Genomic DNA, 21,020 nt, shown 5'->3' with positions numbered 1-21,020 from the left:
TCTGGAGCAACTCAGCGATAGGCATAAGGGCCGTGGCTGAATCAAAAACGATAAAGGCCCAAAGGGTCTGATTTTCAGCCAGAGGAGTTGTTCATCATGATGAAACACGCGGTTATTGTTGGCTGGGTCCTTACGCGATCTGGCAACATCGATGAACTGAGGGGTGAGTTACTGATGACGCGCATATCGCACGGGCTGATTATTCAGGCCCCGATTGTTACGGCGCCTAAGTCTTCATCGAGTCTGCATCATGCGTAACATTACCCACCCTGGCCCTGTAGCCACTGACCGGCTGCAATGTGTTGGCGGCCATATCCAGCATCTGGAATTTACGCTGGCGCCAGGTGCCAGCCTGCTTGATGCCATTTCAGACGTTGTCTTGGCTCACGGCGCACAAAGTGCAGTGCTTGCGTTGCAGGGCGGTGCATTTCAGCCATTTTCTTATGTCATGCCGGCTGAGTCGCGCACGCCTGAGCATGCGGTGTATTTTAGCGAACGCTTCGATGCACAGGGGGAGGTGCAGTTGCTCGATGCCTGCGTCACGTATGGCTTGCGTGAAAACCTTCCGTTCTTGCACTGTCATGCCGATTGGCGTGACGCGCACGGCAGGCCAGGTGGGGGGCATTTGCTGCCTGGTGACGTGATGATTAGCCAGCCCATACAGGCGTCCGCATGGCTTATGCATGGCATGGGGTTTGTAGTCGCGCCTGACGCAGAAACCAATTTTTCGCTTTTTCAGCCCAGAGTGCTGCAGGGGCAAAACCAGACGGCACCGGGTGTTAACGGCTATGCCTTACGCGTGGCACCCAATATAGACGTGTGTACTGCGCTGGAACAGGCCTGTCGCACGCGTGGTATTAACAAGGCGGTGCTGCGCGGTGGGGTCGGCAGCCTGGTGGGTGCGTGTTTTGACGACGGGCGTGTTGTCGAACCGCACATCACAGAAGTGTTTATTCGCCATGGCGTTGTAGAGCCTGACAGCGATGGTGAGCCCGTTGCCACCCTGGACATTAGTATGGTCGATTACACCGGCCAGCTGTCGTCGGGCCGCTTGCAGCGGGAGAAAAATGCGGTGCTCGTGACATTTGAGCTGGTGCTGGAACCCGTCGTTTAAACGTCTTTAAAACCCATTTTTTTTCGGTGCACCCTTTGAAGGGCTTGTACCTTTAATGGTGCCTGGTCTCATGAGCGTGTGCCAGCGCCGGGCAAAGCCGTTGCGAGCCATTGTCGTGATACGGCAGACCGTGACGCCCGCGCCCAACATGCCTGATCGTTGCCATCTATGGATGCGACTTTGGCCGCCTATGCCTGCAGTATGGCGGCATAAATCGTGTCACTTTCTTACATATCGTGCATATCATGTCGGCTTCTGCGTAGATAGTGTCTGCTTCGGCGCAGAACTTGCGATTTCCCTGTGATAGCCTTGTGTTCAAGTGTGGGCCATAAGAAACAAACAGGCAGTCAACGGCCCTATTTAAAAGTAGAAATAAAAAAACCGAGACAACAGCTTTGCAGACAATGCATCTGCAAAGCAAAACTTGCAGTAACTGGCAGGCCATTCCTTTACAGGAAGGGCGTAGCTTGGGCGCAAGAAAACGAGGACGTTTCAACGTCACGTCATTATCAAAGGAGACTGGCCGTGGGAAAGAAGCATATCAAGAACGAACAGGGCGCGACACAGCGCCGTGATTTTCTCAAAACGGGATCACTGGTGGCGGGCGGCTTGCTGTTGCCTGTCGCGTCAGGAGGTGCGGCGTTTGCGCAGGGCAAAGAGTATCCCAAGCTGGGCAACTACCCCGACGGCGTGTCGGGCGACAAGGTCGTGGCCGGCCTTACGCTGGACCTGACAGGGCCTTATTCTGCTGAGGGCGCGGGCCAGAAACGTGGGTTTGAACTTGCCGCTGAAATGATTAACAACGGCGATGAGCGTGTAAAAAAAGTGTCGCCATTGACCAAACAGGGAATATTGGGCAAAAAGTTGGTGCTGGCTATTGGTGACGCCGAAACCAAACCCAATAGTGCCGTGCAGGCTGCCACGCGCTTTATCCGGCAAGATAAAGCCATGATGATTGCGGGCAGCGTAAGCAGTTCGGTAGCCATTGCCCTGCAAAACACCTGCGAGCGTGCCAAGACGCTTTATTTTCCGATTATCAGCGGCTCAAGCGACACCACGGGCAAAGACTGCCGTCGCTATGGTTTTCGACTTTGCCATCATGCCTACACGGCTGCAAAAGCCATTGCGCCTGTGCTGTCCAAAGAGTACGGCAAAGAGATGAAGGTGATTTATCTGGTGCCTGACTACAACTATGGGCATTCGATTCATGACCACATGCGTGAGTTTACAGAGGCTCAGGGCTGGACCACGATTGATTCGGCGCAAATCCACCCGCTGGGCGCGACTGATTACAGCGCTTATATGCTCAACATCGCCAACAGCGGCGCAGATATTCTGATTAACCTGGATTACGGCGCTGACGCCGTTAACTCGGCCAAGCAGGCGCACCAGTTTGGCGTACTCAAGAACATGAAGATGTGCGTGCCTTACATGCCCGCCTATATGCTGGAAGAAGTGGGCCCCGAGATTATGCAGGGGGTACTGGGCACCATGGACTTCTGGTGGAGCGAGTCGCAGAAGAACGAGGTAGGCAAGGATTTTGTCGAAGCCTATGAGGCCAAGTTCAACGCCAAACCACGTGATCCTGAGCATAACGCCTATATGACCATGCTGTTATGGGCCGATGCCATCGAGCGCGCCGGCACGTTTTACCCGGCGGCAGTGGTTGAGGCCCTGGAGGATGGTGTCAACAACAAACGCCCTCACACCATGGGTGGCGAGGTGTACTTTCGAGCCGAAGACCACGACGGCGCGGCTGACTTCGTCGTCGTACGCGGCAAAAAGCCTGATGAGATAAAAAACCCTGATGATCTGGTTGATGTGGTGGCCGTCGCAAATGGCGTAGATACATTGCCACCGGTGGGCTATGCAGGATGCAAGATGTCCTCGGCCGCGTAGGGCCTGGGTGCCATCAAGCGTAATCAACCGATAAACAACGAGGGAGACTGGCATGCCTAGCCTTGGCCTTTTTATGTCCCAGATTTTTAACGGCCTCGCGCTGGGGGTGCTGCTCGCCCTCATCGCTGCAGGGCTCACCATTATTTACGGCACACTGGGCGTTATCAACTTCGCCCATGGTGCCTTGTTCGTGGTGGGCGCCTATGCGGGGTTTTCTGTTTTTACGGCAAGTGGCTCATTTTTGCTGAGTATTGCCGGTGGTGCAGTCGCCGCGATGTTAGTTGGGCTCATTATGGAGCGCGGACTGATCAAGCGGTTTTATCACAGGCCGGTGGAGGATCAGATACTGGTTACCTTCGGCGTCAGTATTGTGATCGTGGAAATCATACGCGCCATTTTCGGTGGTGTTGGGCAGCGGGTGCCCGTTCCAACCTGGGGAGAAGGCGTGGTTGACATGGGGTTTGTGGTGTACCCCCTGTACCGCATACAGATTCTCGGTATTGCCGCCGCCGCGCTTGGTCTGTGCTGGCTGGTTCTGTATCGCACGCGACTCGGGCTCATCATACGTTCTGGTATTGAAGATGCCCTTATGACGCGTCTGTTGGGCATTAATATCCAGCGGGCCTTTCTCGTCGTCTTTGGCGTAGGTGCCGCCGCCGCTGGTTTTGCTGGGGTCATTTACGGGCCCATTGTATCTATCGTGCCCGACATGGGCTTTCGCGTGCTGATTCAGTCCTTTGTCGTGGTGGTGCTGGGTGGCGTCGGGTCGTTCCCGGGTGCGATTCTAGGCGGGCTGATTGCCGGTCAAATACTCAGCCTGACCTCGCTGTTCAATCCGGTTTATTCCGATGTCATGCTGTTTGCGGCAATGGCCGTCATTCTTATTTTGCGGCCGCAAGGGTTGCTTGGTGTGGAGGGCAGGGCATGAGCCAGACTGATAATTCTGTCGCTATAGATCGTGGTGCGGGGGCTGCGGGCACCCCAGCCGAAACCACCCCTTCTGGTCGTGCCTACGGTGCCGGAGGGTTGCGGGCGCGTTACGCACTGGAGATGTTTACGGCCATGGTGCTTTGCGTGGCACCTTTTCTTGCGCCGCTCATCGGGGCGGGGCCTGATCTGCTTGGGCGTGTGCTGATATGGGGGCTGTTTGGCCTGGGCTTTGACCTGCTTTTCGGCTATGCAGGCCTGCTGTCGTTTGGTCAGGCCGCGTTTTATGGCACTGGAAGCTTTGTAACCGCTTACTTGCTGACTACGGGCATTATCTCCAACATGCTGCTTGCACTGGTGGTGGCGATGCTGATCTCATCGGTGCTGGCAGTCTTTATTGGCTACCTTACCCTGCGACGCAGTGGCATTTACTTTGCGATGAGTACGCTGGCCTTCGCCGAGATGATTTATTTTCTTGAGTTTGGCCCCTTGCGTGAATGGACGGGTGGCGAAAACGGTATACCGGGCATACCTGAGCCCGTGCTTGACCTGGGTTTCTGGAGCTATACCATCGGGCCAGGCTGGCCGATGTACGTCTTTCTGGCTGTTGTGTTCTTTCTTGGTTTTGTTTTGGCCCGCCGGATTTCGCTTTCGCCGTTTGGCGTCATTCTTACGGCAATCAAGGGTAACCCCACTCGTGCCATGGCTGTTGGCCACAAAATACAGCGCTACAAGCTGGCGGTATTTGTGGTGGCGGCAGCCTATGGCGGCGTGGCCGGTGGCTTGCTGGGGCTGTTTCAGGGCTATATGCCGCCTGATGCATTTAATCTGCATACCTCAGCCGAGCTGGTCATTCAGACCGTAATGGGTGGTGCAGGAACGCTGCTGGGGCCTCTGGTAGGCGCCATGATCTGGCTGTACCTGTTTGAGGTGCTGCAGTTTGTGGATGCCGTCGGCCCATACTGGCGACTGATTCTTGGTGTTATTTTCGTTCTGCTGGTTACCTTGTTTGGTCGTGGTCTGTGCGGTGAGTTTGCCGCCTGGCGGCAGAAACGTCTGACGCGTCGTATGTCGCTTGCCGACAGCCCTGCAGGGCTGTCGGCGGCACATCAAGGCCGTAATCTGCAATTGGCAATGCGGCCTGCTGTGGCGCTAACCCCGGGAATTCCGGTCCTTGAAGCCAAAAACATCGCCAAACATTATGGTGGGCTCAAGGCCGTAAAGGACGCGTCAATCTCTGTGCAGGAAGGTGAGCTGCGTGGCCTTATTGGCCCCAACGGTGCAGGTAAGTCTACGTTTTTCCGTATGCTGGCCGGTGAGATCGAGCCGACTTCAGGTGAGGTGCTGCTACGCGGTCAGAAGATTACCGGCATTGGCGTCACGCAAGTGTGTCAGCTCGGCATGAGCAAAAGCTATCAGGTCAATGAGTTGTTTGACGCCTTGACTGTACGTCAGAACATCTTGATGTCGGTGCTGGGGCTGTCACGTGGCTCCTTCCGGTTTGATGCGCTGTCCAGCGTGCATGGCAAGGGCCTGTACAACGATCAGGTGGAGGCAGCGCTGGCATTGGTAGAACTGACCGATAAAGCAGATACGCCTGTGCATGAGCTGTCATACGGCGAAAAGCGTCGTGTCGAAATCGGGCTGGCGCTGGCTACCGGCGCCAACGTGCTGCTGCTCGACGAACCGCTTGCCGGCATGAGCCCGGAGGAGCGGGTGCATGCAGTGGCACTGTTAAAGAGCATACGCAAAGGACGCACGCTGCTGATCGTGGAGCACGATATGGATGCCATGTTCGAACTTGCCGACCGCATTACCGTGCTCTATGACGGCAATTACCTGGCTGAAGGCACGCCGGCCGAAATCAAGGCCAATAAGGCAGTGCAAGAGGCATATCTTGGAGGCGTGGAAGAATCATGAGTCTGCTCGACGTTGATCGCATCAATACCTTTTACGGTGATTCACACATACTCTTCGATGTGTCGCTTGAGGTAAGAGAAAATGAAGTCGTGGCGCTGCTCGGTCGCAATGGTGCAGGCAAGTCTACATTGCTTAAAACCATTGCCGGTGCGCTGTCGCCAAAGTCGGGCTCTATTGTTTTTGGTGGTGTCCCCATAGACCGCATGCCGGCCCATCAAATTGCTCGGCTTGGTCTGCAGCTGGTGCCTGAAGAGCGCCGTGTGTTTGGCGGTATTACGGTGCATGAAAACCTGCAGCTTGCGGCCATGACGGCAAAGAAGCCGCTAAGCTTTAGCGAAATCTACCGCACGTTTCCGCGCCTGGACGAGCGCCGCAACAACAAGGGCAAGGCCTTGTCGGGGGGCGAGCAGCAAATGGTCGCCATCGCGCGGGCCATGATACGGGATGCCCAGTTGATTTTGCTCGATGAACCCTTTGAGGGGCTTGCCCCTTTAATTGTGCGTGATCTCATGAACGTGTGCCAAGACCTGGCAAAGCAGGGGCGAACCATTGTCGTGGTAGAGCAGAACGTGACGGCCGCGCTCAACATGGCTGACCGTTGCTATCTGTTGAATACAGGGCATATCGTGTTTGGCGGAACCTCAGCGGAGCTGCAGCAAAGGCCCGAGATTATGAATCGGTATCTGGGAGCGGCCGCGTAAGCCATTTATTGTTTAAGCAGGAGTGTTTGTCATGTCGTCTACGATTGATTCCATTCTCGTTGAAAGCAGGGTTTTTATGCCTTCTGCAGAAACGGTTTCGAAAGCCCATATTTCGGGCATGAGTGCCTATAAAGCGTTGTGCGCGGAGGCTGAGCAAGATCCCGATGCATTCTGGAGCAAGCTCGCTCGTGAGCACCTTACCTGGCACAAACCGTTCAGCAAGGTGCTCGACGAGTCCAACGCACCGTTCTACACCTGGTTTGAAGACGGCGAGTTGAATGTTTCCGAAAACTGTCTTGATGTACATCTGAAAAACGGCAACGCCGACAAGACAGCGCTTATCTTTGAGGCCGATGACGGCGCGGTGCAACGCGTTACGTTCCGTGAGCTGCTTGCCCGCGTATGCCGTATTGCCAACGGCATCAAGGCGATGGGTTTTGGTAAGGGTGACCGGGCAATAATTTATATGCCCATGTCGATTGAAGTAATCGCCACCATGCAGGCCTGCGCACGTCTGGGGTTGACGCACTCCGTCGTGTTTGGCGGGTTCTCTGCCAAAAGCTTGCATCAGCGTATTGTTGATGTGGGTGCCAGCCTGGTGATCACGGCTGATGCACAGATGCGTGGGGGCCGGGTCATACCGCTGAAAGCAGCCGTCGATGAGGCACTGACGGGCGCGGGCAGTGAGGTGGTCAAAAAGGTAGTGGTGTACAGGCGCGCGGGCACTGACGTCGCGTGGGACGAAGCACGCGATGTCTGGTTGCACGATATTGAAGAAGGGCAGCCCGATACCTGCGATCCGGTTGCCGTCGAAGCCGAACACCCGCTGTTCATTCTTTATACCTCCGGCTCTACCGGCAAGCCCAAAGGCGTACAGCATGCCTCTGCCGGGTTTTTGCTGTGGGCATCGGTAACGAGCAAATGGGTGTTTGATGCCAAGCCAGATGATGTGTTCTGGTGCACGGCCGACGTGGGCTGGGTTACAGGCCATTCTTACATTGTTTATGGCACGATGGCAGCGGGCCTGACGCAGGTTGTATTTGAGGGCATACCTACCTACCCCGATGCCGGTCGCTTCTGGCAAATGATAGAAAGACACAAGGTCACGATCTTTTACACCGCACCGACGGCCATTCGGTCGCTGATCAAGGCCTCGCAAGCCCACCCCGAAACGCATCCCGAACGCTATGACTTGAGCAGCCTGCGTCTGCTGGGTTCAGTGGGCGAGCCCATTAACCCCGAGGCCTGGGTCTGGTACTACAACAACGTGGGTGGCGGGCGTTGTCCGGTTGTCGATACCTGGTGGCAGACCGAAACGGGCGGGCACATTCTGACACCACTGCCAGGGGCTACACCGCTCAAACCCGGGTCATGCACGCTTCCCTTGCCGGGTATTTCAACCAGCGTGGTGGACGAGGCGGGCAATGAGGTGCCCGAAGGGCGTGGCGGCTTGCTCGTCATTAACCGGCCATGGCCAGCCATGATTCGTACGGTTTGGGGCGACCCGGACCGGTTCACCTCGGGCTATTTTCCGCCCGAGCTGAAAGGTGCTTATCTGGCGGGCGACAATGCGCAGCGAGATAAAGATGGCTATTACTGGATCATGGGTCGCACTGACGACGTGCTCAGTGTCTCAGGGCACCGGCTGGGAGGTACCGAAATCGAATCGGCATTGGTTTCCCACGAGCTGGTCGCAGAAGCTGCCGTGGTGGGCCGCCCCGATGCAACCACCGGTGAAGCCATTGTGGCGTTTGTCATGCTGAAGCGGCCGGTACCCGAAGGTAAGGAAGCCGAAGACATTGCCGGCCAACTGCGCGATTGGGTGGCCCGTGAGGTTGGTGTCATTGCCAAACCACGTGACATCCGCTTTGGAAATAATCTGCCCAAGACGCGTTCGGGCAAGATTATGCGTCGACTCTTGCGTGTCGTAGCCGAAGGCAAGGAGGTCTTGCAAGACGTGTCGACACTTGAAAACCCAGACGTGCTCAAACAGTTTACTGGCGTGTACTAACTAGCAGCGGGGCCGGCACAACGTGAATGGCGCCGGCCCCCTTTCCAAAAATGCGTAGGCTACACCCTTCTACGGCATTGATGTCCCCATGCACCACACGGGTATAAGCCGAACATGCACACAAACAAGGGGTTTTCCTGCATGGCGTTAGGCTGGGGTCTCTCTAGAATGATCATGCAGGTGTATTGCGGGTTGTTGTTTGTCGTCTTGATCAAGATGTAAATAAAGGCATTTGGTTAGAGGGGGATAAGTAGACAACATGCATCAAGCTCAGGCTCAGGCATGCAGCGGTGTTGAGGTGCACACCCCGCTGCTGGTGCGCGGTTTAAATCGCGATTTTGCCGACTCCACGATTTTGACGGAGCATGCCTACTCGTTGGGGCAGATCAAGTTTGCCCAGAGCGGCGCCATGGTGGTCTCGAGCGCCGACGGCAACTGGGTTGTCGCACCTACACGTGCGTTATGGCTGGCCCCTCATGTGCGCTATCGCGTACGCATGATGGGTAAGGTGCAGCTGCGTTCAGTTTTCGTCAATGCAGAGGTAGCGCACCGTCTGCCCGCGCGTAGTTGTCTGCTGCCGGGCACACCCCTGCTGCGCGAGATCGTGGCGGCCGTCACCATGGCGGCTAATGACGAGCAGCCCGGTCGGCGCATAGGGTTGTTGCTTGATCTATTGCTTGAAGAAATCAATGAAGTGCCGGGTGCGCGCCTGCACCTGCCATCGCCGCGCGATTACAGGCTTGCAAGTATCTGCACCTACATTCAAGAGCATCTTGATGACACCAAAAGCCTGAAAGATTGGGGGCGGGAGCTTGGCTATGACCCACGCACACTGCATCGCCTGTTTCAGCACGAGCTGGGCATGTCATTTCTTAAATGGCGCGAGCACGCAAAACTACTGGCGGCACTAGAGTGGCTAAATCAAGGCCGACCTATACTCAATATTGCACTTGACCTGGGCTATCAGACGCAAAGCGCGTTTACCGCCATGTTTCGACGCAACCTGGGCACGACGCCCAGTGAATTTTTGAAGGAATAGGCCGCTGTCATTGTTCTTAAGCGCTTGTCATATTAAACAATTTTGTTTATATTTTAGAGGTGTTTAATCAATTAGCATGGCGCGGTGAAGCAGAGCGAGTTCAAACGGTGGCTCGCGTCTCAAGGGGTAACTTGCATTGAGGGTACCAACCACACGAAAGCATACTTCAGCGGAAGGCAAACCACCCTCCCAAGGCACCCAGGCAAAGAGATACGGGAGCCGCTCAGAAAGCTTATTATTAAACAGCTGGGTTTGAAATAAACAGGGCCTGCCAGGGCTTCGGCTACGCACCGCTTGATCGCATAAATTTTATGGCTCAATATCCAGCACATATACAATCGGATGGTGAAGGCTTTACGGTTTCCTTTCGTGACATTCCAGAAGCATTAACCTGTGGCGACACCCTGGCCGATGCAACGTCAATGGCCACAGATGCACTGCGTACTGCCATGGACTTCTACTTCGAAGATCGACGTTCAGTGCCACCCCCTTCACCCGCTAAAAATGGAGAAACACTCATTCAGTTGCCGGCAAGCGTTTGGGCAAAGGTTTTATTGCTTAATGAAATGCTCAGGCAGGGGATTACGCCTGCAGAGCTCGCCCGCCGACTGGGCACACGGCCCCAAGACGTAAATCGTATCGTTAATCTTGGCCATGCCACCAAAATCGATACCATAGACGCAGCATTGGCCAGCCTTGGGCGCGAACTGCAAATCGCACTTAAGTAGGTGGGGGGTGCGCAGGCGTCCAGAACTGAAGTGTTCAGGGGGGCCATCTTACGGCGCTAATAGCACTAGATAACAAACCATGACGCCACTGTTCAATTGCGATGGGGTGTGGTGTCCTGTTGCGCCACACACGGGCTACTGCACCATTTGCTCTTGGCAGTCAGAAGTTATAGACTCGCCAAAGCCACAGGCAGGCTTATACATCATGGGTTTGCATGCCCTGATTGCGCTGGCTGGCATGCAAGCCATTGCAAAGTGACCGTGCAAAAAGAAGCGGCCTTGCGAGAAAACCCGCAAGGCCGTAAATACTATGGTCGGGGCGAAAGGATTCGAACCTTCGACCCTCTGGTCCCAAACCAGATGCGCTACCAGGCTGCGCTACGCCCCGACTGAACAAGCCAAACAATATAACACAAAAAATCTACCTGTGTGTGGCAGGCCACGCAATATCTTTAAGCAACATGCATTTCTTTTTGTTGCCCCTCACTGTCGGCGTAACGCTCGACCAGCACTTTTGCTATGCGGCGACCCTCGCGCTCCAGTACTTCGAAGCGAAACTCACCGCGGGCTGTCGACAGTGTAATGGTTTCGTGCTCTTCGGGTAAGCGGCCGAAGCGCTGCAGCAAGTAGCCCGCCACCGTGCTGTAGTCGTCGTTATCGGTGTCGAGCAACAGCCCCTCAACCTGCAAGGTCTGCTCAAAATGATGCATGTCGGTGGCACCGTCGACAATCCAGCGATACTCTTTGTCGACAATGATGTCAGGGGTTTCGTCTTCGTCAGGAAAGTCGCCCGCAATTGCCTCAAAAATATCGATGGGCGTAACCAGCCCTTCGACAGCTCCAAACTCGTCGATCACCAGCACCAACTGGCCCCGGGCTGACTTCAAGATTTCCATAAGATCGAGAATGCGCACGGTTTCATGCACATGGATGGGAGGCCGCAACGAAGTTTCGCGCAAGTGCCCATGAATCAAAATGTCGGCAATGATGTCCTTGGCACGGCCAATACCAACCATTTCGTCGAGTGAGCCCCGGCACACTGGGAAAAACCCGTGCGGTGTTTCGCTGACTTCGCGGCGAATGTCTTCAGGCGAGTCGTTAAGGTCAATCCAGCTGATATCGGTACGCGGCGTCATAATAGAGTGCACGTTTCGGTCGGCCAGCTTGAGCACACCGCTGACCATATTGCGCTCTTCTCTGCCAAACGGGCCATCGGCAGCCAGCAGGGCCTCGCCCGAAGTCGCTTCTTCGTCGTTGATGGGGCGCTTGCCCAGCATGCGCAAAATACCTTCGGCCGTGCGCTCACGCATGGGGCGCAGGGTTTCGAGGTGGCGCATGTTGCGACGTGCTATCTGGTTAAGGGTTTCGATCGCCACAGAGAAGCCGATGGCGGCATACAGGTAGCCCTTAGGCACTTTGAACCCAAAGCCTTCGGCCACCAGGGCAAAACCTATCATGAGCAAAAAGCCCAGGCACAGTATGACGACCGTAGGGTGGGCGTTGACAAAGCGTGTCAGAGGTTTGGACGCAACCAGCATAATGCCGATGGCGATAATGACCGCCGCCATCATGATGGCCAGATGGTCGACCATACCGACGGCGGTAATGACGGCGTCTAGCGAAAACACCGCATCTAACACGACGATTTGGGTGACAACAACCCAAAACGAGGCATACATGCGCGAACCCGACTGGTCATGGGACACGCCCTCGACCCGTTCGTGCATTTCCATGGTTGCCTTCATGACCAGGAAGAACCCGCCGATAATCAATATAAGATCACGACCGGAAAGCGCGAGCGGCCCCAGTGTAATGAGTGGTGCAGTAAGCTTGAACAGCCAGGAAATGCCCGAAAGCAACGCCAGTCGCATGATAAGCGCCAGGCTCAGGCCGATGACCCGGGCGCGGTCTCGCTGCGCGGGTGGCAGTTTGTCTGCCAGAATCGCAATAAAAATAAGGTTGTCGATGCCCAGGACAATTTCCAGGACAACAAGCGTGATTAAACCGACCCAAGCGGCCGGGTCTAAAAGCAATTCCATTAGTATTCTCGTTGCTGGCGGGCCAGCATCTGGGAGGGTGGGGGTTTAGCGGAGGCAGGAACGGGGGTCATGTGACCACCCGCAGCGCCGGCAAGGTGTAAGCCCGGCGGTTATAGACCCAGTTAGGCCACAATACATGCGCCAGCGCCTCACGGGCAAGGGCAGGGTCGACAGTTACCGGATCGTAGATGTCAGGCGCTGTGTACTGGTATTGGGTAGCGTCGCGGTGGGGCTCGAGCACGACAAACTGGTGGTTTTTAAGGTAGCCATAATTTTCTTTGTACTGCATCATGGCCCGGCCGCCTTTATCGGCTTGTGTAAGGTCGTGACCTATCATGGGGTGTTCGCCCTGCAGGCCCATAAGTGAAAGCAGGGTAACGGGCAGGTCTATCTGGCTGACAATGCGGTCGTCACTGCGCACCGGTGTGTCAGCCCCGACGATGAGTGCAGGGATATGAAAGTGCCGCACAGGGATGCGAGTGGCACCCGATGCCCGTGAATCATGGTCAGCTACCAACAAAAATACGGTGTTTTCCCAGTAGTCGCTCTGGCGGGCCCGGTCAAAGAACTGGCCTATGGCCCAGTCGGCGTAACGCACGGTATTTTGCACGGTGCGCGGGTCGCCATCGGGCGGAATACGGCCGTCGGGGTATTCCCAGGGCGAATGATTGCTCACCGAAAACGCCAGCGTGAAATGGGGCTGATCAGAGGGCTGAGAAAGCAGACCATGCAGCTGACTGAACATATCTTCGTCGCTGGCACCCCAGGTGCCAACGAAAGCGGGGCTGGTAAAGCTGGGCAAGTCGTACACCTTGTCGAACCCGTTGCCCAGAAAGAAGTTTTTCATGTTGTCAAAATGCGCTTCGCCACCGTATAGAAAGCGTGACGTATAGCCATGGCCTTTAAGCAGCTGCGCCATGGTAAAGAACTTACTCTGTGCCCCAGAAAGACGCAGTGCCGCATCAGAAATAGTGGGCGGAAACCCGGCCGACAAGGCCTCAAGGCCTCGCACTGACCGTGTGCCGGTGGCGTAGGCGCGCGTAAAATTCCAGGCGCCTTGTGCCAGGCGATCAATGCAGGGCGTAAGGTTTGCGCCACCCAGATTGCCCACATACTGCGCGCCCAGGCTTTCTTCCACAATAATGACCACATTGAGCGGACGTGCGCGCACGCACGATGGCTGCTGCTGGTGCAGTGTGGGAATGTCTTGCGTGCCTGTCTTTATACCCGCGCAAGCCCTAACGATGTCGTTCATTTCGTCTTCGGGAAGATGGCCATACACTTTGGTGGCTGAGCGTTCGTTTTTCATGCCATAAATGGCATAGGCGACGCTGTAGAGCGAGTTGAGAGGCAGGGTGTTAAGCATGCTGTCGCCGCAATAGGCTACGGTCGACGGGTTGATGGGGCGGTGTTTGAGCGTGCCTCGAATCGCCAGAAACACAACCGCAGCGCTGGCCAGCGTGAACAGGGCGTCGTTCCACCAAGGCAGTTGGGTGTCGGGGATTGCGTCAGCAAAGAGTTTCCAGCCTATGCCTATCATGATGGCAAGTACCAGCACACCGCCCAGAAGCGTGGCTTTGTAACCTTTCCATAGCATGCCGAATACTTCGCGCGGGTGCTTCAGGTAGTCAACATACAGGCGGTTGGGGCGGGTGTCGTATTCGTCGATGAACTGCGGCGTGGAAACTTCGAGCAACACCAGCAGCGCCCAGGCAAAAATAAACCAGCCTTGCACGATATGAATGGCGAGGATGGAGTCGCCTATCCAGGGTGAGACCATGAGGGGGACACCAGCGATAATGGCGATGATGTTGGCGTCAATGCGCACGCCGCCACGCAAGATAGGCCAGAAGCCACCCGCCGGCTTGGCACGCTGCCACTGCCAGAGCGTCAGAAGGCAACGGCTTAAGGTAAGAAGAATAAAGCTAGAAACGATAAATACGAATGTCAGGTCGCGCATAGCGGCACATGGGAAATGCAGACCGATCAGTGTAAAGCCTTTCGGAGAATTTTGCGTTATGTTTCAACCTTGAGGCGTCGCATCGCATGGCGCTTGACGAATAATTATGCTCACTGTTAGCATAATTAAAAATGTGTTCGGGTCGCGGTGGTATTGCGGCTTGGCCCTGCATTATTCTTTTTGACCTTACAGGTAACCGCGATGAATTCGAACAAATATTGTCTCCGGCTGCTGGGTGCGGCCGCCATGCTTGCCGTCAGTCTGTCGGCCAACGCGCGCGATGTCATACGCATTGGCGAGCTCAACAGCTACAAAACCCAACCCGCCTTTCTTGAACCCTATAAAAAGGGCATGGATCTGGCCATCGAGCAGATCAATGCGGCGGGTGGGGTCAACGGAAAACAGCTTGAGCTTATTACCCGCGATGACAACTCCAACCCCGGCGATGCCGTCAGGGCGGCGCAAGAACTGTTAACCCGTGATAAGGCCGATGTGCTCACAGGCACGTTTTTGTCGCACATAGGCTTGGCCGTGGCTGATTTTGCCCGGCACAAGCAGCGTTTCTTTCTTGCCAGCGAACCGCTCACAGATAAAATCGTCTGGGCCGACGGCAATCGCTACACCTATCGTTTGCGCAACTCCACCTATATGCAGGTGGCCATGCTAATCCCTGCAGCCGTTCAAATGAACAAAAAGCGCTGGGCCATTGTGTACCCCAATTACGAGTACGGTCAGTCGGCAGTGGCAACTTTCAAGAAACTGCTCAAAGAGGCCCAGCCTGATGTCGAGTTCGTGGTCGAGCAGGCGGCGCCGCTGGGCAAAATTGACGCGGGCAGCGTGGTGCAGGCACTTGCTGACGCCAAGCCAGACGCCATGTTCAACGTATTGTTCGCTACCGATCTGGCCAAGTTCGTGCGGGCAGGAACGCAGCGCAAGTTTTTTGACGGTCTGTCGGTGGTCAGCATGCTTACGGGCGAGCCCGAATACCTTGACACGCTGGGTGCCGAAACCCCAGTGGGTTGGGTAGTCACGGGCTACCCGTGGTATGCCATTGACACGCCTGAACACAATGCCTTTCTCAAGGCCTATCAGGCCCGGTTCAATGATTACCCACGTCTTGGTACCGTGGTCGGGTACAACACCATACTTTCGCTGGCAGCAGGCATACGCAAGGCAGGCTCTACCGACACCGAGGCCATGATCAAGGCATTCAGCAATCTTAAGGTCGACACGCCATTTGGTCCCATTGTTTATCGTGGCATCGATCATCAGTCGACCATGGGCGCTTATGTGGGCAAGCTGGCCATCAAGGACGGCAAAGGCATTATGGTCGACTTTAGTTATGTAGATGGTGCCAGTGTGCAGCCCACCGATGAACAAGTCAGGCAGTGGCGCAAGGCGGCGTCAGACTAAATCGCATGACGCCGCTTTGGCCCTGGTGGCCAACGCATTGTCGGATTAACCACCCATGAACCTCACCGGCTTTTTTGTCCAGTTTTTAAATGGTCTGGCAGAGGCTTCCTCGCTGTTTCTCGTGGCGGTGGGGCTGTCGCTAATCTTTGGCGTCAGCCGCATCGTCAATTTTGCGCACGGGTCCATGTACATGCTTGGCCTGTATGTCGCCTACAGCATGGTGCAGTACTTTGGTTCGGGCCCATTGGGCTTTTGGGGCGGTTTATTGCTGGCCGCGCTGCTGGTCGGTTTGCTTGGCGTGCTGGCCGAGATCATTGTTTTGCGGCGCATTTACCGTGCCCCCGAAATGTTTCAGTTACTCGCCACGTTTGCGCTGGTGCTCATACTTAATGATCTGGCATCGTGGATATGGGGGCCGGATGACCTGCTGGGCCCGCTTGCCCCGGGCCTGGACGGCGCACTGCGAATTTTTGGGCGCTATCTTCCCGTTTATGATCTGGTGCTAATCGCTATTGGCCCGCTGGTGCTGCTGGCGCTGTGGTTGTTATTGACGCAAACCCGTTGGGGCAGGCTGGTGCGTGCCGCCACCCAAGACCGTGAAATGCTCGGGGCACTTGGGGTAAATCAGGCCTGGTTGTTTACCGGCGTCTTCGGCCTGGGTGCGTTTTTAGCAGGTTTAGGCGGGGCGCTGCAATTGCCGCGCCAGCCTGCCAGTCTCATGCTCGATCTCAGCATTATTGGTGATGCATTTGTCGTGGTGGTGGTGGGCGGCATGGGCTCAATACCGGGGGCGTTTGTGGCGGCGTTCATCATCGCCGAGCTCAAAGCCTTGTGCATTGCGTTGGGCGTGGTGGAGCTTGGCGGGCTGACCTTTGCCTTTCCCAAACTTACGCTGGTGGTCGAATTTATTTTTATGGCCCTTGTGCTGGTGTTCCGCCCCTGGGGTCTGTTTGGCAAGCCACAGGCTGCCGTACGTCCCATGGGTGAGGCATTGGCCCCTCTGCGCGCAGGGGGGCGCGGGTTTCGCGCCCTGATGATGGGGGTTGTGGTGCTGTGTGCCGCGTTGCCGATCTGGGCCGACACGCTGCCTTATGCCTTGGTGTTGACCCAAGACGTATTGGTTGCCGTGTTGTTCGCGGTAAGTTTGCATTTCATGATGGGCTTGGGCGGCATGCCTTCGTTCGGGCATGCTGCTTATTTTGGTATCGGCGCCTATGCTGCGGCACTGGTGTTTAAATCAGTGGGCCTGGGCATGGTGGCCTCGCTGCTGGCCGCACCTGTGGCCGCCGCCGTGGCTGCCGTGTTTTTTGGGTGGTTTTGCGTACGGCTGACCGGTGTTTACCTGGCCATGCTGACACTGGCGTTTGCCCAGATTATTTGGTCCATCGTGTACCAATGGGATGCCGTCACCGGCGGCTCCAATGGCATTTTTGGGGTTTGGCCTGATGACTGGCTGTCAGGGTCTGCGTATTTTTACCTTACGCTCGTGCTGGTGGTGGCGGCAGTCGCTGCTGTGCGGCATACCGCATTCTCACCCTTCGGGCTGGCGCTGCGGGCCACACGCGATTCCGTATTGCGGGCCGACGCCATAGGTATAGACGTCAAGCGCGTGCAGTGGCTGGCCTTTGTGGTGGCGGGCACGCTGGCAGGGTTGGCCGGCGCGCTGTATGCGTTTGCGAAAGGCGGTACGTCGCCTGAAGTCATTACCGTGGGCAAGTCGGTAGACGGGCTGGTCATGGTACTGCTTGGTGGCATACATGCGCTGTCGGGCCCCATACTTGGGGCCACTGCCTTTACCGTGCTGCAAGACTATGTCATTGGCATCACAGAATATTGGCGCGCCTTGTTCGGCCTGGTCATTTTGCTGTGCGTTATGTTTTTTCCGGGCGGCATTGCCGGTGCAGCAGGCGTATTTGCCAGACGTTCAGAGAGGCAAACATGAGTCTGCTTAAGGTCAAGCATGTGTCACGCCATTTTGGCGGTAACCGCGCAGTCGACGACGTCAGCTTTGAACTCAAGTCGGGTGAACTGCTGGCCCTCATCGGCCCCAATGGCGCAGGCAAGTCTACACTTTTCAATATGCTGGGCGGGCAACTGCCGGCGACATCAGGTTCTGTGCTGTTTGATGGCAAAGAACTGCTGGGTTTACCATCGCATCGTATTGCACATCTGGGCATAGGCCGCAGTTTTCAGATTGCCGCCACCTTTGCCTCATTGACTGTCGTCGAGAACGTACAGGCCGCCTTGCTGTCCGCACGCCGCCAGATATGGTCGTTCTGGAAACAGGCGCGTTCCCTGCATGCTGACGATGCCATGAGTCTGCTGGAACAGGTCGGGATGCATGAGCAGGCATTCCGCCCATGCAGTGAGCTGGCCTATGGCGACGTCAAGCGGGTTGAGCTTGCCATGAGCCTGGCGGGTGAGCCCCGTCTGCTGCTGATGGACGAGCCCACAGCAGGCATGGCACCGTCAGAGCGTGTCTCGTTGATCAAACTGGTACGCAGTCTGGTTGAAGAGAGAGAAATGGCTGTGCTGTTTACCGAGCACAGTATGGATGTCGTGTTTGGCTACGCTGACCGCATTATTGTGCTGGCTCGCGGCAAGTTGATTGCCGAGGGGCAGGCAGACTACATCCGTGCCCACCCTGAGGTGCAAAGCGTTTACTTTGGCAAGGGGCGCACGTTTGATACGGGCGGCGACGCGAATTTTCCAGAAGAAGGCGAGCCAGCGGTTGGTACGCAATTGCCAGAAGAAAGCGAGTCGGCGCGTGACGTGCGGCCGGTGGTGGTGCCGACCCCGCAACCCGGGCAAGACACACCGCTGTTGGCAGTGCAGGGCCTGAACGCCTGGTATGGTGCAGCGCAAATTCTTCATGATGTGTCGTTTAATGTTGGCCGGGGCGAAGTGCTGGCGCTGGTCGGTCGCAATGGGGCCGGAAAGTCCACAACCTTAAAGGCCTTGATGGGTTTGGTGGCGGATCGCCGCGGTGATATCCAGTTTATGGGAAAGTCGCTGGTGCATTGCAAGCCTTTTGAGGCGGCGCGGCGCGGGTTGGGCTATGTGCCTGAAGATCGGCGCATCTTTACTGGGCTGACGGTGCAAGAAAACCTCATGGCGGGTCAACAGCCGCCCAGGGTTTGGCCTGACGGCGCATCGGTACCGTACTGGTCACTGGATGAGGTTTTTGCGCTGTTCCCGGCGCTGGCTTCCATGCGTGGTCGGCAGGCCGGCATGATGAGCGGTGGCGAGCAGCAAATGCTGACCGTCGCACGCACACTCATGGGCAACCCTTATTTACTGTTGCTTGATGAGCCCTCAGAAGGGGTTGCGCCGATTATTGTTGAGCATATGGTTGAGATGATTCTGATGCTAAAGCAAAAGGGCACAAGTCTGCTGCTGTGCGAACAAAATCTGCACTTTGCTGCGCTGGTGGCTGACAGGGCTTGTGTGCTGGAAAAAGGTTTGGTGCGTTATGCCGGGCCCATGCAGGCGCTGGCGCAAGACCACGATTTGCGCCAGCAATACCTTTCACTTTGACGCGGTGCGTGAAACGCTTCGTCGTTCAGATCGAAACACACCGGGCTAGCCCGTAAAGAAAGTGCCGTGTTAATGCGGTCAGCAAGATGCTATTTAAGCGAAGCAGGAGCGGTTTGTTGTCGTGCCTGGACCGCTGCGGACATCTCCACATTTATGGCGCAGAGATGTCATCCTGGTTGCCACGGCAGTGCATCAAAATGGAAACTGCAGATCGGGCTGCAGCGTTGAAAGAGCCTGACGGTATTCATGCTTGATGCGGTCCACCGCCTCTTGCGTGTCGCCCTCAAAGCGCAGCACGATAATAGGCGTGGTGTTTGAGGCACGCGCCAGCCCAAAACCGTCACGGTACTCGGCGCGTACGCCGTCTATGGTGCTAAGGCTGGTCGCACTCGGAAACTTGCCTTCTTGCTGCAACCTGGCAATCAACGGGTGAGCCTGCCCTTCGGGCATCTCCAGTTTAATTTCTGGTGTGGACACGTCTTTGGGCAAGGCTTCAAGCACAGCACTTGCAATATCGTGTCTTGAAAGTATTTCGAGTAGGCGCGCACCCGCATACAGCCCATCATCAAACCCGAACCAGCGCTCTTTGAAGAAAATATGGCCGCTCATTTCGCCTGCCAACGGCGCGCCGGTTTCTTTGAGTTTGGCCTTGATCAGTGAATGCCCGGTCTGCCACATAATGGGTTTTCCGCCTGCGTTTCTGATCGCCCGTGATACATGGCGGCTGCATTTCACGTCATAAATAATAGAAGCACCAGGCGCGCGTGCCAGTACGTCTTTCGCAAAAAGAATAAGCTGCCGGTCAGGCCAGATGATCTCGCCTGAGCGTGTTACCACGCCTAGTCGGTCAGCGTCGCCGTCAAAGGCAAGGCCCAGCTCGCAGTCGGTTTGCTGTACGTGCCGGATAAGGTCTTTAAGGTTGTTGGGGTCAGCCGGATCGGGGTGATGGTTGGGGAAAGTGCCATCCACTTCGCAGTACAGCTCGTCAACCGTGCAGCCCAGCGCCTGGTAAAGGCGTGCTGCAAATTTGCTGCCCACGCCATTGCCGCAGTCGATGGCCACCTTCATGGGGCGCGCCAGAATGACGCTGTCTTTAATGTACTGAATATATTCTTCAGAAAGATCAGTTTGCTGACGCGTACCAGGGGTAACGTCGTCTAGCGGCTCGAGATTGCTCATGATGCGGGCAAGTTCAGTAATGGCTTCGCCGTGCAGCGTAACGCCGCCCATCATGATTTTGAACCCGTTGTAGTCGGGCGGGTTATGGCTGCCGGTAATGGCCACGCCCGAGCCGGTGTTTTTGCGGTGCGCCCCAAAATACACCAGAGGTGTGTGCACCATGCCCAGGTCGATGGTATCTATGCCGCCTTTTAAAATTCCCTCCTGCAAGGCCTGTGACAGTTCGGGGCTGCTGAGGCGTCCGTCATAACCTACGACCAGCCCATGTATACCTTGTGCACGAGCCTGCTGGGCAAGGGCCAGCCCAAGCTGATAAGCAAAGCTGGCATTGAGCTGCCCGGGAACCTTACCGCGAATATCGTAAGCCTTGAAAACCGTACTGGTTGTCCAGGGCTGGGCTGGCGCGCCGTCATGAAAAGTGGAAGACGGAGTGGAAGTCGTCACGACATGTCCTTGTAAAGAGGTTGGCATACTGCATGATATCTCGTATTACCTCTGAAAATGTCAGCTTATACACACGCTGGGCCGCCCATCACTTCTGGCCTAAAATAGG

General features: G+C 56.0%; 15 protein-coding genes, 1 tRNA gene and 1 pseudogene. 13 read left to right on the top strand and 4 right to left on the bottom strand.

Going from position 1 to position 21,020, the window contains the following annotated elements:
* The first annotated feature begins 96 nt into the window (after positions 1-96).
* From FQ179_RS22370 to FQ179_RS17515, 9 genes are all read left to right on the top strand, one after another.
* A complete protein-coding gene (locus FQ179_RS22370; RefSeq protein WP_188074645.1) occupies positions 97-258 on the top strand; it encodes a hypothetical protein in 162 nt (53 codons plus the stop codon).
* Positions 251-1,114: a PCC domain-containing protein gene (locus FQ179_RS17555; protein WP_149398612.1), complete on the top strand. Its 864-nt coding sequence runs from the start codon at positions 251-253 to the stop codon at positions 1,112-1,114. Before FQ179_RS22370 ends, FQ179_RS17555 begins: the two co-directional genes overlap by 8 nt.
* Before the next feature lie 525 nt (positions 1,115-1,639).
* On the top strand, positions 1,640-3,013 hold the full coding sequence (locus tag FQ179_RS17550) for a substrate-binding protein (RefSeq protein WP_255475047.1): 1,374 nt from the start codon (positions 1,640-1,642) through the stop codon (positions 3,011-3,013).
* A gap of 52 nt (positions 3,014-3,065) precedes the next feature.
* Positions 3,066-3,941 carry a branched-chain amino acid ABC transporter permease gene (locus FQ179_RS17545; RefSeq protein WP_149398611.1) on the top strand — a complete coding sequence of 292 codons (876 nt, stop codon included), beginning with the start codon at positions 3,066-3,068 and terminating at the stop codon, positions 3,939-3,941.
* Complete coding sequence (locus FQ179_RS17540; protein ID WP_149398610.1) at positions 3,938-5,860, top strand: ATP-binding cassette domain-containing protein; 1,923 nt, start codon at positions 3,938-3,940, stop codon at positions 5,858-5,860. Before FQ179_RS17545 ends, FQ179_RS17540 begins: the two co-directional genes overlap by 4 nt.
* A complete protein-coding gene (locus FQ179_RS17535) occupies positions 5,857-6,561 on the top strand; it encodes an ABC transporter ATP-binding protein (protein ID WP_149398609.1) in 705 nt (234 codons plus the stop codon). The genes FQ179_RS17540 and FQ179_RS17535 overlap by 4 nt, the downstream gene beginning before the upstream one ends.
* A gap of 31 nt (positions 6,562-6,592) precedes the next feature.
* Positions 6,593-8,572 (top strand): acetate--CoA ligase, encoded by a 1,980-nt coding sequence (gene acs, locus FQ179_RS17530; RefSeq protein WP_149398608.1) that lies wholly within the window; start codon positions 6,593-6,595, stop codon positions 8,570-8,572.
* A 259-nt stretch (positions 8,573-8,831) separates the two neighbouring features.
* A complete protein-coding gene (locus FQ179_RS17525) occupies positions 8,832-9,611 on the top strand; it encodes a helix-turn-helix domain-containing protein (RefSeq protein WP_149398607.1) in 780 nt (259 codons plus the stop codon).
* A 311-nt stretch (positions 9,612-9,922) separates the two neighbouring features.
* A complete protein-coding gene (locus tag FQ179_RS17515; RefSeq protein WP_149398605.1) occupies positions 9,923-10,339 on the top strand; it encodes a type II toxin-antitoxin system HicB family antitoxin in 417 nt (138 codons plus the stop codon).
* A 311-nt stretch (positions 10,340-10,650) separates the two neighbouring features.
* Here FQ179_RS17515 and FQ179_RS17510 read toward each other — a convergent pair.
* The 3 genes from FQ179_RS17510 to FQ179_RS17500 form a co-directional block, all read right to left on the bottom strand.
* A tRNA-Pro gene (locus FQ179_RS17510) sits at positions 10,651-10,727 on the bottom strand.
* A 64-nt stretch (positions 10,728-10,791) separates the two neighbouring features.
* The gene (locus FQ179_RS17505; RefSeq protein ID WP_149398604.1) at positions 10,792-12,378 is read right to left on the bottom strand and encodes a TerC family protein; all 1,587 of its coding nucleotides are present in this window, start codon (positions 12,376-12,378) and stop codon (positions 10,792-10,794) included.
* Between the two features lie 67 nt (positions 12,379-12,445).
* The gene (locus FQ179_RS17500; RefSeq protein WP_149398603.1) at positions 12,446-14,338 is read right to left on the bottom strand and encodes an LTA synthase family protein; all 1,893 of its coding nucleotides are present in this window, start codon (positions 14,336-14,338) and stop codon (positions 12,446-12,448) included.
* A gap of 201 nt (positions 14,339-14,539) precedes the next feature.
* On the opposite strand from FQ179_RS17500, the gene FQ179_RS17495 reads away from it, so the two are divergent.
* The 4 genes and pseudogenes from FQ179_RS17495 to FQ179_RS22970 all read left to right on the top strand — a co-directional run bounded on the left by FQ179_RS17495 (position 14,540) and on the right by FQ179_RS22970 (position 19,288).
* Entirely contained in the window at positions 14,540-15,751 is a 1,212-nt protein-coding gene (locus FQ179_RS17495; protein ID WP_149398602.1) for an ABC transporter substrate-binding protein, read from the top strand.
* Between the two features lie 55 nt (positions 15,752-15,806).
* Positions 15,807-17,693: an ABC transporter permease gene (locus tag FQ179_RS17490; protein ID WP_149398601.1), complete on the top strand. Its 1,887-nt coding sequence runs from the start codon at positions 15,807-15,809 to the stop codon at positions 17,691-17,693.
* Positions 17,690-18,439 (top strand): annotated as a pseudogene (locus tag FQ179_RS22975) (ABC transporter ATP-binding protein); the annotation flags it as partial. The gene FQ179_RS17490 and the pseudogene FQ179_RS22975, both read left to right, overlap by 4 nt.
* Positions 18,440-18,523: 84 nt before the next feature.
* On the top strand, positions 18,524-19,288 hold the full coding sequence (locus tag FQ179_RS22970; RefSeq protein WP_370459896.1) for an ABC transporter ATP-binding protein: 765 nt from the start codon (positions 18,524-18,526) through the stop codon (positions 19,286-19,288).
* A gap of 192 nt (positions 19,289-19,480) precedes the next feature.
* Here the strand turns inward: FQ179_RS22970 and FQ179_RS17480 are convergent, their stop codons facing one another.
* Positions 19,481-20,824 (bottom strand): phosphomannomutase/phosphoglucomutase, encoded by a 1,344-nt coding sequence (locus FQ179_RS17480; RefSeq protein WP_370459895.1) that lies wholly within the window; start codon positions 20,822-20,824, stop codon positions 19,481-19,483.
* Between the last annotated feature and the right edge of the window lie 196 nt (positions 20,825-21,020).

This window comes from Pusillimonas sp. ANT_WB101, assembly GCF_008369125.1.
In the GTDB taxonomy this organism is placed as follows: Bacteria; Pseudomonadota; Gammaproteobacteria; order Burkholderiales; family Burkholderiaceae_B; genus Allopusillimonas.
Note: the sequence above shows the minus strand (reverse complement) of the source record. Positions and strands in the feature narration are given on the sequence as shown.